This is a genomic window from Methylobacterium sp. DB0501 (assembly GCF_011043735.1).
Taxonomy (GTDB): Bacteria; Pseudomonadota; Alphaproteobacteria; order Rhizobiales; family Beijerinckiaceae; genus Methylobacterium; species Methylobacterium alsaeris.
The window spans coordinates 120,239-133,483 of record NZ_JAAKGV010000007.1 but is presented as its reverse complement, the minus strand read 5'-3'; the positions used below and the strand labels follow the sequence as shown (position 1 = coordinate 133,483).

14 protein-coding genes, 1 tRNA gene and 1 pseudogene are annotated in these 13,245 nt (G+C 66.8%); 7 read left to right on the top strand and 9 right to left on the bottom strand.

Annotation, left to right across the window (positions count from 1 at the left end; all coding sequences use genetic code 11):
• Positions 1-109: 109 nt before the first annotated feature.
• Positions 110-187: transfer RNA gene (locus G4G93_RS12155), tRNA-Pro, on the top strand.
• A gap of 345 nt (positions 188-532) precedes the next feature.
• On the opposite strand, the pseudogene G4G93_RS12150 reads toward G4G93_RS12155, so the two are convergent.
• A pseudogene (locus G4G93_RS12150) lies at positions 533-1,020 on the bottom strand (DDE-type integrase/transposase/recombinase); the annotation flags it as partial.
• A 352-nt stretch (positions 1,021-1,372) separates the two neighbouring features.
• Here G4G93_RS12150 and G4G93_RS12145 point away from each other — a divergent pair.
• Positions 1,373-3,703, top strand: coding sequence for a Hint domain-containing protein (locus G4G93_RS12145; protein WP_165084542.1), 2,331 nt, complete (start codon positions 1,373-1,375; stop codon positions 3,701-3,703).
• A 210-nt stretch (positions 3,704-3,913) separates the two neighbouring features.
• Here the strand turns inward: G4G93_RS12145 and G4G93_RS12140 are convergent, their stop codons facing one another.
• Positions 3,914-4,336: a hypothetical protein gene (locus G4G93_RS12140; RefSeq protein ID WP_165084540.1), complete on the bottom strand. Its 423-nt coding sequence runs from the start codon at positions 4,334-4,336 to the stop codon at positions 3,914-3,916.
• A gap of 573 nt (positions 4,337-4,909) precedes the next feature.
• Positions 4,910-5,122, bottom strand: coding sequence for a hypothetical protein (locus G4G93_RS12135; RefSeq protein WP_165084538.1), 213 nt, complete (start codon positions 5,120-5,122; stop codon positions 4,910-4,912).
• Positions 5,123-5,749: 627 nt separating this feature from the next.
• On the opposite strand from G4G93_RS12135, the gene G4G93_RS12130 reads away from it, so the two are divergent.
• From G4G93_RS12130 to G4G93_RS12110, 3 genes are all read left to right on the top strand, one after another.
• Positions 5,750-6,073, top strand: coding sequence for a helix-turn-helix transcriptional regulator (locus G4G93_RS12130; protein ID WP_165084536.1), 324 nt, complete (start codon positions 5,750-5,752; stop codon positions 6,071-6,073).
• Positions 6,074-6,668: 595 nt separating this feature from the next.
• Positions 6,669-7,091 carry a YeeE/YedE family protein gene (locus G4G93_RS12115; protein ID WP_165084534.1) on the top strand — a complete coding sequence of 141 codons (423 nt, stop codon included), beginning with the start codon at positions 6,669-6,671 and terminating at the stop codon, positions 7,089-7,091.
• A gap of 3 nt (positions 7,092-7,094) precedes the next feature.
• Positions 7,095-7,544: a DUF6691 family protein gene (locus G4G93_RS12110; protein ID WP_165084532.1), complete on the top strand. Its 450-nt coding sequence runs from the start codon at positions 7,095-7,097 to the stop codon at positions 7,542-7,544.
• Between the two features lie 255 nt (positions 7,545-7,799).
• Here G4G93_RS12110 and G4G93_RS12105 read toward each other — a convergent pair whose 3' ends face one another.
• The 4 genes from G4G93_RS12105 to G4G93_RS12090 all read right to left on the bottom strand — a co-directional run bounded on the left by G4G93_RS12105 (position 7,800) and on the right by G4G93_RS12090 (position 10,469).
• On the bottom strand, positions 7,800-8,348 hold the full coding sequence (locus G4G93_RS12105; protein WP_206289730.1) for a phospholipase A2 family protein: 549 nt from the start codon (positions 8,346-8,348) through the stop codon (positions 7,800-7,802).
• 202 nt (positions 8,349-8,550) lie between these two features.
• On the bottom strand, positions 8,551-9,672 hold the full coding sequence (arsB, locus tag G4G93_RS12100; RefSeq protein WP_246736715.1) for an ACR3 family arsenite efflux transporter: 1,122 nt from the start codon (positions 9,670-9,672) through the stop codon (positions 8,551-8,553).
• A 7-nt stretch (positions 9,673-9,679) separates the two neighbouring features.
• Positions 9,680-10,117 carry an arsenate reductase (glutaredoxin) gene (arsC, locus tag G4G93_RS12095; protein ID WP_165084528.1) on the bottom strand — a complete coding sequence of 146 codons (438 nt, stop codon included), beginning with the start codon at positions 10,115-10,117 and terminating at the stop codon, positions 9,680-9,682.
• Positions 10,110-10,469, bottom strand: a complete 360-nt coding sequence (locus tag G4G93_RS12090) for a helix-turn-helix transcriptional regulator (RefSeq protein WP_165084526.1) — start codon at positions 10,467-10,469, stop codon at positions 10,110-10,112. Before G4G93_RS12090 ends, arsC begins: the two co-directional genes overlap by 8 nt.
• Positions 10,470-10,519: 50 nt before the next feature.
• On the opposite strand from G4G93_RS12090, the gene arsH reads away from it, so the two are divergent.
• Positions 10,520-11,299 carry an arsenical resistance protein ArsH gene (arsH, locus tag G4G93_RS12085; RefSeq protein ID WP_165084524.1) on the top strand — a complete coding sequence of 260 codons (780 nt, stop codon included), beginning with the start codon at positions 10,520-10,522 and terminating at the stop codon, positions 11,297-11,299.
• A gap of 529 nt (positions 11,300-11,828) precedes the next feature.
• Here arsH and G4G93_RS12080 read toward each other — a convergent pair.
• Together G4G93_RS12080 and G4G93_RS12075 are read right to left on the bottom strand one after the other, a co-directional pair.
• Positions 11,829-12,104, bottom strand: a complete 276-nt coding sequence (locus G4G93_RS12080; RefSeq protein ID WP_165084521.1) for a hypothetical protein — start codon at positions 12,102-12,104, stop codon at positions 11,829-11,831.
• A 132-nt stretch (positions 12,105-12,236) separates the two neighbouring features.
• Positions 12,237-12,680 (bottom strand): hypothetical protein, encoded by a 444-nt coding sequence (locus G4G93_RS12075; RefSeq protein ID WP_165084519.1) that lies wholly within the window; start codon positions 12,678-12,680, stop codon positions 12,237-12,239.
• 133 nt (positions 12,681-12,813) lie between these two features.
• Here G4G93_RS12075 and G4G93_RS12070 point away from each other — a divergent pair, with 133 nt between their 5' ends.
• Entirely contained in the window at positions 12,814-13,209 is a 396-nt protein-coding gene (locus tag G4G93_RS12070) for a hypothetical protein (protein WP_165084517.1), read from the top strand.
• The last annotated feature ends 36 nt before the right edge of the window (positions 13,210-13,245 follow it).

Genomic DNA, 13,245 nt, shown 5'->3' with positions numbered 1-13,245 from the left:
TGACCGCCCCGCCGGCCGACGCCGCCCTCGCCGGCCGACGCCGCCGGCACGAAGGGGCTTGCGCAGGAGCGAGCGCGGCGCTAATACCCCGCTCGCCCTCTCGGGGCGTCGGAGCGTAGCGCAGCCCGGTTAGCGCACTAGTCTGGGGGACTAGGGGTCGGAGGTTCGAATCCTCTCGCTCCGACCATTAAATATCAAGCACTTAGGCTTGGCTCTCGAGGGTACCGGACCCTCGGTTTGCAAAACGGTTTGCAAGTTTCAGCGCCCCAATCGGGGCGCTTTTTGCTTTTGGCCTTGCTGTCGCCCCTTGCGTTCGCCCTCCCCGCACGTCAACGCCAGTGCCTGAACTCGATCAGTGTCGCCGTACGGAGAGCTGCCGAGGGTGGCGAGCGGAGTCCCGCATGCTCAGCGGGTCGGGTTCCAACCGTGGTGGCCACCCCGTGCAATCGCAACTAGGACGACCCGCCGGTGCGCGTGCCACTGGTCCAGAACCTCATGCATTGATCTACCCTCGTTTTCGCGGACACGGGGATTAGCCTGCGTTCTGCGCAAGCGCGATGTAGCCGTGAGCCGAGTGGAGGCGCCGTCGATTGTCGCAGCTCTCGAGGGAGGCGAACAGGTCGCGTCGCGCGTCATCGCGGGTCGCCCAGCTTCATTAAGTGGACGAGAGTTCGACCTTGAGGGTGTGGAAGGCGCTCTTATCGGAGCGCTGTCGTAGCAGCCGGCGCGGTTCATGGAGGATGTCGCCTGGATGTCGGAGTTGTCTGCGGTAAGCTTCCGTCGCGTACTGGCTGCCACGATCCGAGTGGCAGATGAGTTCCGGCGGCCGGTCGCTGCCGTTGATTAGCCATCATCAGGGCGGCCGACGTCAGCTCAGTCCGCATGCGATCGCGCATCGACCAGCCGACGATCTTGTGGGTGGCGGGATCGAGGATGGCGGCCAGGTCGAGCCCCCCCTCCTGCCGTGGGCAGGCAGGTGATGTCTGCCGGCCAGACCTAGTCGGGCAAGGCAGCCGAGAACGAAGGCGAGCTTGAGAGCGTCGCGATCCTCTGACAGTTCGGGGGGGAGACCGGAGGACATCGCACAGCAGGTCAGCGCGGGGTGAGAAGCGCTATGAGTCGGAACGTGCCGCAGGAGGCACGAAATAGCGCGTGACGGCCAAGACACACTTTTTGACAATCTGATCACATACCAGGCGCTGAGACGACGGGACAACTCTATGAGACGCCCAGGCAGGTGAGTAGACCCTGCCGTGTGATAATCGTCGCTAGTCCACGCTCAATCCGCAGGCTCGCTTGACCGACAAGATCGATAAACCTGCAGGCACGTTCAAGTGTATTTAAAGTAATCTTTCAAAACTGGGGTCCGACAATGGCCAATGTCTCTGCAACTACCCGTGAACAAGAAGTCACGTTCATCTCCGGCGTGAATGCCGATGGCACGCTCGCGGGCCCCTCCTACGAAACCTACAACGGCGACACGCCAGACACCTACGGCACAACATCGCGACAGTTCCACTGGGGCGAAATCAATACCGCAGGAACGGGCGGGGGAACGCTCAACTATTACTTCGATCCGAGCGCGAACTGGAACGCGGGCGAGCAAGAATCCCTGGCCTCAGGCCTCAGCATGTGGTCGGCCGTCGCCAACATCTCGTTTCAGCAGACGGCCTCGTCCGCGAACGCCAATATCACGTTCACTCGCAACTCCAACCAGCAAGCTTACGCGTCGTCGGGCTCCTATGACCATCCGGTGGGCACCAGCACGATCACGCCACCCATAGACAACACGGTCACCATCTCGATGGATATCGGCGATACATCGAGGCCAGAGAACGGCTTCGGCGGGCTCGGCGACTTCCAGAGGGGCGGATACGGCGTCATGACCACGCTGCATGAGATAGGTCACGCCCTCGGGCTGGGTCACGGCGGTCCCTACAATGGAACCAACACAGCCAGCCAGCAGCTCGGTCCTTACGACAATCGCGTCTCGTCGCTCATGTCGTACTTCAATCCCGACGCTACGCTGGCCTATGCCAGCCCTGTCGTCGGGACCAACTGGACCACAGGTGGCGCTGCCTACTATCCAACCACCTGGATGCCGCTGGATATCGACGCGATCCAGCGCCTCTACGGCGCCCAGACGAGCGGCCCACTGAACACCGCGCAGACCTTCGGCTACAACACCACCATCACCGGCAGCCTCAAGCCGTATTTCGACTTCACCGTCAACACCAGACCCGTTCTGACCCTCTACGACACCGCCGCGAGCGGCAATACGCTGGACTTGTCCCAGAGCGGCGACGCGGCCACCCTTAACCTCAATCCCGGCACCTACAGCAGTGCCTTCGGAATGATCAACAATATTGCCATCTACGACAAAACATACATACAAAATGTTCTCTGCGGGTCTGGCAATGACGTATGCACGATCAACAGCACCTTAGGAAATAAGATCGACGGCGGCGGCGGCAACAACAAAGCCATTTTTTCGGGCAATTGGTCAGATTATACGATTTCCGATCAAGATGGTGCAACGGTCGTATCGCAGTCCGCGAGCCAGAACGGCCCCGTGACGACGCTCACCAAATTTCAGACGCTGCAATTCAACGATCGCAGCGTCGTCGTCTGCTTTTGCACGGGCAGCCTCATCGCGACGGCCCAGGGTGATGTTCCGGTCGAGCATCTGCAGGTCGGCGACATTGCCGTGACCTCCTCCGGCGAGCACCGCGCGATTCGCTGGATCGGCCGCCGCACCATCGATTGCCGCAACCATCCCGACCCGCAGGCCATCCTGCCCATCCGCATCGGCAAGGACGCCTTCGGCGACGGGAAGCCCTACCGGGATCTGTGGGTGTCCCCGGGGCACGCCGTCTGCCTCGACATCGTCGGCGAGGTCTTCATCCCCGCCTCCGCCCTCGTCAACGACGCCACCATCGCCCAGGTCCCGGTCGACGAGATCACCTACTGGCACGTCGAACTCGACAGCCACGACGTGCTGATCGCCAACGGCCAGCCCGCCGAGAGCTACCTCGAATGGGACAACCGCCGCTTCTTCGCCCAGGCCGACGGCGCGCCCGCCGACGCGCGCCCGGACGCGCAGGCCCCCTCCCAGGCCGATTTCTGCCGCCCCTTCTTCGAGACCGGGCCGCTGGTCGAGACCGTGCGCATCCGGCTGCAGGCGCGCGCCCTCGGCCTCGGCTGGTCGCTCCAGGCAGATCCCCTGGCGGGCCTGCACGTCGTCGCCGGCGGGCAGGTCATCCTGCCGGTCGTGGACGGGCTCGCCGCCCGCTTCCTGCTGCCCGCAGGCTGCGGGGACGTGTCCCTGATGTCCGGGACCAGCATCCCCGCGGCGGTGAGCGGCAGCGAGGATCGGCGCCGGCTCGGCCTCGACCTGAGGCGGCTCACGGTGGATGACGGGCTCAGCCTGCGGCGCGAGATCGATCTGGCGGATCCGCATCTGGCCGAGGGCTTCTATTGGGTGGAAGGCAGCGGCGAGGATCGGCACCGCTGGACGAACGGGCGGGCCCTGCTGCCGTCGAGCCTGTGGGCCGGCGCGCGAGGCGAGGTCTTCCTGCGTCTGGAGATGGCGTATAGCGGCCTGCCGCGCTGGCAGGCTCCGCGCGTCGAGGCCGACGAGGCGAACGACGGCAAGCCAGGGGCGGCGATCCCGCACCTCCGGCTCGTGCGCGCGGCGGCGTAAGCCATGCCAACGGCCCGGGATGCGGACGCATCGACGTCGATCCCGGGCCGTTGATCCATCGCGACCTTTCGATGGCGGATCGAAGATGTCATACCACCGGTCGTGGGAGCCGACCTGTGGTTTCATCCGCCTTCCGGTCGATCGCCCGGCGATGGCGGCGCACTCGCTCCGGCGGTGTGGAAACGCGGCTTCGCTCGGACGCCGCACGCCTCAGGGCATCTGCCAGCACTGCACCGCCGTGATGCAGGCGAACGTGCCCTGGCCACCTGGCGGGATCGAAACCGCGGCCTCGGTCGCGCCGCGCTCGATCCGGGCGCCGCTCGGCGGATAGACCAGGAGCGCATGCGCGCCGCGGTTCACGACCCGCTGGCGCTGGTAGGTCGTGCCGTAGCCGGGCCGGAAGGCCGCGAGGGCGACGCCGGTCCCTGCATCCACGGTCGTGACGAAATTGTCGTCGAGGGTGAGCGCCAGGGCGGTATCGCGGTTGCTGCCCGCCGACGCCAGATCGACGCCGCCGCTGAAGTACGTGCGGCCGCCGAAGCGGAACGGACCGAACGAGACGATGGTGCCGTCCGTCACATGGTCGCCGATCGCAAAGCCGGCGCGAAGGCTTGTCGCGTCCGTCCAGGTCACCGGGACCACGCGAGGGCGGAGCCGTGCAGGATCGTGGCGCCGCCGGGGTTGCGCCCGCGGCCCCCGCGGTCCGGCGGAGAGACCGGTGGGCGGGCGTCGCAGGGCTTCGACGGGATGAAGGCCCGCCCGCGCCGTTGCCCATGGTCGCAGCCAGGGCGCCGTTCAAGGCCGCCACCATGTCGGCATCGCTCATCCCGCGATACTCCCTCGCGAGGTCGAGGGTCACCGGCTGCAGATAGTCCGAGGACATCGCCAGCGTGAATACGGTGCCGGTCCGATCGCCGGGCCGTGCCGCGAGCGTCACACCGGGATCGATCTCGCCGGCCGGCCCATCCATCGCATGGGATCTGGTGGGCGCGGTCGCGGGGTCGGCCGAACGGATCCAGATCCCGGGCCGCCGATCGGCGACGTCGCCTCCCTCACGCACGCAGGAGGGTGGGATCATTGTCCGGCCTGGGTGCCGGACGACCTGATCGAGGATGACTGGGATGTCGCGCAACTAGAGGGCGAGGAGCGTGCCGCCCCGCATGCGCGCAGGATGAAGCGGAAGGCCGCTCGGCGAGGCCGCGGCGCTCACCCGCGGATCGAGACGGTTTCCGGGGCGCGACGAATGGCGTTGCGCCGGACGGTCCCGTCACGGAGAACGGTCGCCGCCGAATCGGCATCGCCCCGCCCCATCGGCTGTCCCGCCTCGACCTCGCCGTTGGAGAGGTAGGTGTCGAGCGGCTTCATGACATCGCGAAAGAGGCCGCCCACGCCAAGGGCGTCCGTCACTTCATAGAGCAACATGACAGTTCAGCTTTCGGGAGCGAGTGATTGGGCGCTGCTCACGCGCGCCACGTCTGCCCGAATTACGATTTGACGCTCGATACGTTCCCACCGATCCCCGAACTTTGCTCGCCACTGCAGGTGAGCCTTGACGGCGGACCGGCACCTTGCGACCGCCAAGGCCAACCCCGAACCTGCAGCGTACCACATCCGACGAGGACGCAATCCGCGATCCCGGGCACGAGCCGGCGCCTCCCGATGCCGACCGTGGCGGCGGAGTCTGGCCGCGGCACCGTCCCGGTGTTCGAGCGGTCCCGTGCCGTCACGCCGATCCCGCCGGGCGACGACGTCCTCGCCCTGGAGGCGTGGATCGACATGGCCGGGGGGGCATCGCCAAGGCCGACGCCCAGGATCGGCTCGTTCAGGCGCCAAGCCGTGACCGCGCGGCTGGCCATGACCGCTCTCATGCCGCGGCGCGGCGTCCAGCCCCTTCGGAGAAGCGACGCGGGCCGGTACGGGCGACCGCAGCGCCTCGGCGACGCACAGGGAGGCAGCAGCGCGGTCGGGCAGGAGACAGATGCTTCCAGCGGCACTATATTAGAACTACCTAAATAATCTGGGTCCGACATTCCGGGACAGGGGCCGATGGACGCCGCGACGCCGACCGACTTGATGCGCCTCCAGGACAAGGCCGCCGACGCGGCCCGCCTGCTCCGCCTGCTCGCCAACGAGAAGCGCCTGCTGATCCTGTGCCTGCTGGTCGCCCACGGCGAGATGGACGTGACCAGCCTTGCCGGAGCGGTCGAGCTCAGCCAGTCGGCCCTGTCGCAGCACCTCGCCAAGCTCCGGGAGGACGGTCTGGTCGCGTTCCGCCGCGAGAGCCAGACGCTCCATTATCGGCTGGAGGATCCCCGGGCCGCCCGGGTGCTGGCGACCCTCAAGGACATCTTCTGCCCGGAGCTCGGTTGACCGGGCTCAGCGCCGGACGATCCGCCTCGAGCCCGGGAACGGTCCGGCGGGACGCCGTCTCGACGATGGCGCGGCCGCTTCCCGTCGCACTCTTGTGGCGCGCCCGGAAGAAGCGCGTCGTCACGTGAGGCAGTTCATCCTCCGGGAGGCCCGGTCCCCTCGTCACGGACGGCGAGGCCCCTGCCGACCGGCGCCGCAGGCCGCGCGGCACGGCGAGACCCGAGTCGTCGGGCAGCATCACGTCGAGCACCACGGCCGAGAACGCGCGCGTGGCGAGCGCCGCTTCGGCATCGGCGCCAAGGTCGCGACGCCATCGACCCTCGCCCCGCCGAGGCTCACGCCCGCCCGGAATCGGATGAGCGCGGGACGCCGCGGCGTCCCGCCGGCAAGGTCGAGACCTCGTCGGCCGGCATCGCGACGGCGGATGGGCCTCGCCCGTGCGTCGCCGCACGCGTTCCACGCCGGACCGTCGCGTCGGCCCTTGCCATAATATTATAAGATGCTAATTTAGAACAATCTAATCAAATGGCTTGGCAGGGGCCGCGTCCCCGCAGCCCTCCGGCCCCGCCCGGACCGACGCTCGGGAGCGACCACGATGGATGGGTTCACGCCTGCAAGCGCCCTCATCGGCGGCGCCATGATCGGCACCGCCGCTTCCCTGCTCCTCATCCTCAACGGACGCGTCGCCGGGATCAGCGGCATCCTCGGCGGGTGGCTCGACGCGCCCTCGCGCGGGTCCGGCTGGCGGGCCGCCTTCCTGGCCGGGCTGGTCCTGGCCCCGCTCGTCCATGGCCTCGTCGCGAGCCTGCCGCCGGTCGCGGTCGAGGCCTCGTTCCCGCTGCTGGCGGTCGCCGGCCTGCTGGTCGGGTTCGGCGCGCGCCTCGGCTCCGGCTGCACCAGCGGCCACGGCGTCTGTGGCCTCGCCCGCCTGTCGCCCCGCTCGCTGGTCGCGACCGGCACCTTCATGGCCGTCGCCATCCTGACCGTCCTCGTCACCCGTCACATTCTCGGAGCCTGAGCCGTGGCCAAGACCGTTTCCGCCTTCGCCGCCGGCCTCCTGTTCGGCCTCGGCCTCCTCGTCTCAGGCATGGGCAACCCGGCCAAGGTCCTTGCCTTCCTCGACATGGCCGGCAACTGGGATCCGAGCCTCGCCTTCGTCATGGCGGGTGCCGTCGCGGTCTCGGCCCTGGGCACCCTGGTCGCGAGGCGGCGCGGCCGGCCGCTCCTGGCGCCCCGGCTGGAGATCCCGACCCGGCGCGACCTCGACCTGCCGCTGGTCGCCGGCGCCGCGCTCTTCGGCCTGGGCTGGGGCCTGGCCGGCCTGTGCCCCGGGCCGGCGCTCGCTCTCCTGACGGTGGCGCCGGCGCAGGCCGCGACCTTCGTGGCCGCCATGATCGCCGGCATGCTGCTGCTCCGCCTCGTGCCCCAGGCGGCTGCGACGCCGGCGGCGGGTCGGGGAGCCGACGCATGATATCAAAGGCCGTTATATCAAGGGCCGTTGGAAACGACCTTTGGCTCCGTTCTCGAATGTTTGCCCAGCCTCCGGCTTGGCATCGACATCGGCTTCACGGTCGCCTGCCCGGAGCCCGAGGCGCGCCGGCGGATCGCCTCGTATCTCGGGGATCCGTCCTCGGCGCTCGACGGGCACCGGAATGGCGCGACCCTGCGTCCAGGCCGCAGGCTCTCCCTATTTCCGTGATGGGTTTTCGCGCCTGTCGGGCCGGGATCACGGGGCGCGGCAGTCCATCGCCCCCGCGGCCTCGATCACGGTGAGCGCCCTGCGCCGGACCTCCAGGGATGTGCTCGGACTGTCGGACACCACCGCCGCCTCCCGCTCGAGCGTCGCGTCGCAAGCGCACGAACTGTAGCCGGCCGCGTCGTAGCAGGCGTCGTGGCGCATGCAGGCGGCATCGAGGTCGTCGGTCGGGGGCAAGCCCTCTCCGCGCTGCCCCTTCCCGCAGTAATTACCGTGGAAGAGCTCCTTGCCGGCGACGACCCGGCCGAGATCGCCCTTCGGTGGGGCATACTCCTCGGCGCGACCGCCGGGGTTGAGGTCGTTCGCCGGTCCGCCGGCCCTGGACCCGGAGGCGCGAAGGGTCTTCGGGATGCCGGAACGCTCGCTGGACTGGGTCAGGGCCCTGCCGGCCCGCTCGCTCGGATCGGCGACGTCCGGCCGCGGCGGCGATCCGGGTCGGGGCTCGGTGTCCTCGACGGAGGTCGAGCGCACGCCCTCGATCCCCTGCGCCGGGACCACGTGCGGGCCGGCCACGAGCATCAATCCGAGAAGGGCGAGACGAGGCAGTCTCGGACGATGCGGTCTCATGGAGGCTCCCGGTTCGGCAGCCTCCTCAACTCGAAGCTTGAGCGTCCCGTTCCGCGAACGGCTCGCTCGCGCTCATGGCAGCGTTCCGTCGATGGGGAACGCGGCGGGCCGCCCGAACGGGCGGGGCCCGAGTCACGATACCCGGCTGACGCCGTCAGGACCCGCGGTGGTGATGGTGGCGGCCACGCTCGACGTGGACGGGGCGGTCGTCGCCGTGGCGGCGATGGTCCCGGTGGTGACGACGATGATGCCGTGCCCCGCGCTCGTACCACCCCTTCGAGCGGTTCACGATCCAGACGACCGAGAGCATGACCGGCACCTCGATGAGGACTCCCACCACCGTGGCGAGCGCCGCACCCGAGTTGAAGCCGAACACGCTGATGGCGGCAGCCACCGCGAGCTCGAAGAAGTTCGAGGCGCCGATCAGCGTCGACGGCCCGGCGACGCAGTGCTGCTCGCCGGCTGCGCGGTTCAGGAGATAGGCCAGCCCCGAGTTCAGGTACACCTGGACGAGGATGGGGACCGCGAGCAGCCCGATGACCGCAGGCTGGGACAAGATCTGTTCGCCCTGAAAGCCGAACAGCAGCACGAGGGTCGCCAGAAGCGCGGCGAGCGAGGCGGGCCCGAGCCTGGCGAGCATCCGGTCGAGGGCGGCCTGCCCGCCCGAGGCGAGGAGGCTCCGGCGCAAGACCTGCGCGATGCCCACCGGGATGACGATGTAGAGCGCCACCGACGACACCAGCGTCCCCCAGGGCACGGTGATGGCCGAGAGCCCGAGCAGCAGGCCGACGATGGGCGCGAAGGCCACCACCATGATGGTGTCGTTGAGTGCCACCTGGCTCAGGGTGAAGTGCGGCTCGCCCCGGGTCAGGCTCGACCAGACGAACACCATGGCGGTGCAGGGCGCCGCCGCCAGGATGATGAGCCCGGCGATGTAGCTGTCGACCTGATCGGCCGGCAGGTAGGGCCGGAACAGGGACCCGATGAACAGCCAGCCGAGCGCGGCCATCGAGAAGGGCTTCACCGCCCAGTTGATGAACAGGGTCACGCCGATGCCGCGCCAGTGCCGGCCGACGTGGCGCAGAGAGGCGAAGTCGATCTTGAGCAGCATGGGGACGACCATGAGCCAGATCAGCACCGCCACCGGCAGGTTGACCTCGGCGACCTCGGCTCCGCCGACGGCGTGGAAGAATCCCGGCATGACGTGGCCGAGCGCGATGCCGGCCACGATGCACAGCGCGACCCAGAGGGTCAGGTAGCGTTCGACGATGCTCATGGCATCCTCAGGCGGTGGCGACCCGGCGGCCGCGTTCGTCGACGATGCGCTCGCCGTCCTCCTTCACGAACTCGCCCTGCTGGGCGGGCAGCAGGTCCAGCACCGCCTCGGACGGCCGGCACAGGCGCACGCCCTTCGGGCTCACCACCAGCGGGCGGTTGAGCAGGACCGGATGCGCCTCGATGGCGTCGAGGAGCTGATCCTCGGTCAGCGCAGGGTCGTCCAGGCCGAGCTCGGCGTAGGGCGTGCCCGTCTCGCGCAGGACGTCCCGGACCGCGAGGCCGGCGCGGGCGAGCAACTGCTTGATGAGCGACCGGCTCGGCGGGGTCTTGAGGTACTCGACGACGTGCGGCTCGACGCCGGCCTTGCGGATCATCGCCAGGGCGTTGCGGGACGTGCCGCAGGCGGGGTTGTGGTAGACGACGACGTCGAACGCCTCAGGCATGGGCGGTGTCTCCGGGGGGGCAATCGCAGGCGGACAGGGCGGCGGCGACGGGGGCGCAGACCTCGGGCCGTCCCCCGCAACAGTCGCGCATCAGGAACTGGACGAGGTCGGACAGCCCGGCATAGGCGGCGCTGTAGATGACCGACCTGCCCTCGCGCCGGGAGGCGATCAGCCCGGCATGCGAGAGCTCCTTCAAATGGAAGGACAGGTTGGTGCTCGCGACCCCGACCTCGGCCGCCAGCGCCCCTGCGGCGAGACCGTCCGGTCCGGCGGTGACGAGGGCGCGCACGACCTTGAGCCGGTGCTCCTGCCCGAGTGCGGCGAAGGCGGCGAGGGCTTGCCGTTCGTCCATGATTGATCCATCAATTCAACTATCGTTGAAATGTAAGGGAGCCCACAGCCTTGGACAAGCCCCAGCCGCCCTTCTCCGACGGGATGCCGAACCTCTCGCAGACTCATTTCGAGGTGCCGACGGCGGAGCGGCTGCAGACCTTGCCGCCGCGCGCCCACGCGCCGCGCTTCCTCATCCTCTACGGGTCGCTCCGGGAGCGGTCCTTCAGCCGCTTCCTGGCCTACGAGGCGGCACGGTTGCTCGAGGCGATGGGCGGCGAGGTCCGCATCTTCCACGCCCACGGGCTGCCGCTGCCCGACGACGCGACCGCCGACCATCCGAAGGTGCAGGAGCTCCGGCAGCTCTCGATCTGGTCGGAGGGGCAGGTCTGGGTCAGCCCCGAGCGGCACGGCAACCTGACCGGGGTGATGAAGGCCCAGGTCGACTGGCTGCCGCTCAGCGAGGGCTCGGTCCGCCCGACCCAGGGGCGCACCCTGGCGGTGATGCAGGTCTCGGGCGGATCGCAGAGCTTCAATGCGGTCAACAGCCTGCGGATGCTCGGACGCTGGATGAGGATGGTGACCATCCCGAACCAGTCCTCGGTGCCCATGGCCTACAAGGAGTTCGACGAGGCCGGCCGCATGAAGCCGGGCCCCCTCTACGACCGCGTGGTGGATGTCTGCGAGGAACTGATGAAGTTTACCCTGCTGACGCGGGGCCGGGCCGAGTACCTCGTCGATCGCTACAGCGAGCGCAAGGAGCGCGAGCCGGAACGCCTCAAGGCCGTCGCTGCCGATATCGGGTTCGCCACGCTGGAAAGCAGGCGTGCGAAAGCTGGCGTTTCCGAATAGCCTTCGGCGTGCAGCTCCCTTTCGGCCGAGAGCAGCGCCCGATCGCGTTGCCATCGAACGCTGCTCCAGATCTTCGATTGTGACGCATGATCTGCGACGACCCGATATTGATTTCATCAAAAAAATTTTCTAAGCAGCTTATGCAAAAAACGGTCGCCGTTTTTGCGACAAAATAATAGTCCAAGCAGAATAGTGTCGGCAAGCCAACGCTTGTTCTGCCAAGTGTCCCGGCACTGGATTTCGACGATGAACGTTGTAGGGGTGAACTCTGCCACGGAGCCCGCCGGTGCCACGTCCGTTGCCTGCGGTGAAGCTGAGTTCGGTCGCGCGTGACGCCCTGGAGACAGGGGCTGGGCGTCGCAAGACCGCGCAGGGTCTGGCGACGCACCCGCATTCTGCCGTCCGTAGCTGCGACGCTGTCCCCGGCAAGGGACCGTCACGGCAGTTTCGAGGCTCCACAGAAATCAACGACACGGACACCCCGCGCCCGGCGAGGCGGGGGGAGCGGCGCGCGTGCGCGGGGGCCGTCTCACCCGTCCAGCAGGCCGGGGAATTCCGCCTGGACAGGCTCGGCCACATCCCACCACGCGTGCAGCCCGAGCGGGCCGGCGGCATTGCCCAGCGCGGCTTCGAGAGCCCGAAGCCTCCCCGCCACCTCGCGTCGATCGGCCGGGGCATCTCTCAGCAGCAGGGCGTAGAGCTCGACGCATTCTTCGGTCAGCACTCTGGCAGTGCCGCGCATCGCAGCGGCCCACTCGGCCGCATGCGTCGGCTGGTCAGGATCGGGCAAAAGCAGCCCCGCCAAGTGCCCTGATGTCGATTTGACAAGGCTCTGGGCCCGTCCACCATCGACCGCCGTCGATGATTTGCATCATACGACCGATTCGCCTGTCGTCATGTATCGACGCCTCCATGATTTCATATTCGCAGGTTATCGTCATCTCCTCGAACTGAGCGACGCAGAAATATTGCGCCAAAGAAGGAGGGTGCGAAAATAAGATTCTTTTCCGACGGCGTATGAACGTTCGTAATCGCGGGCATTTTCCCTTATTCTGGCCCGCTTCATTCGGCTGGCGACTCTGTCCAGACGTTGCTCTTCGCGTACGATTTTTGATATGTTCTTGCGAGCGCGATCGCAGAACATATCTCTCATTGCATCGATATTTGACGAGACCTCTCCATGCAATCGCGCCGATGTGCGCCGATGCAAGTCGGCCCAGGTATTCAGCAATTGGAGCAGTTTGACATGATCGTGCTCTTCAAGGGCTTGTTCGATGCGCCAGCCAAGCAGGCGTAGCCGGATGCCGATGATCGCGACCCTCAGGGTCGAGATGCCGTGGACTTCGGAGGGCGGTCGCGGTGGACGAAGGTCGGTGGGCATTGCACCCTCCGGATCGATCCCAGCCCATTGCCGAGATGCATACGCGTATATGGCGTCCCGTCCGATCGAGGCAATATGATCCTACAAATAGAGGTAATTTATTTTCAGATGCACCTCTACAGAAAAAAGGGCCATGATGTTTTATCTCTGCCGGCAGCCAAAAATATGGTGCGGATCGAGGATGCGATCGCCAGCCATTATCGATAAATATTTGCATTTTTTATTGACCGTTGGCGCTGAAAGGCGCAGCGCAGTCTCTCACCAGTGGGACAAGCCCATGCACCGCGAGTGGAAGACGTGGTCGCAGATCGCGATCATTATCATGAGGAGGATCCGGCAGCGGCCTGGCGGCGATAGCCTGCTCTGGCTTGAATTCAATGAAACCGACGACGAAGTGAGCCATGGGACGTTTACGATCGAAACGACCGGGATTTCCGACAAAGAGAATGAGATACTTGCAGATTATATTTTCAGATTGTTTTTGGAGATGAGATTAAAATACAAGATTTCCTCGACAACGATACATTAAAAATAAACATATACCAAATTTTCCTGTCATCTCATT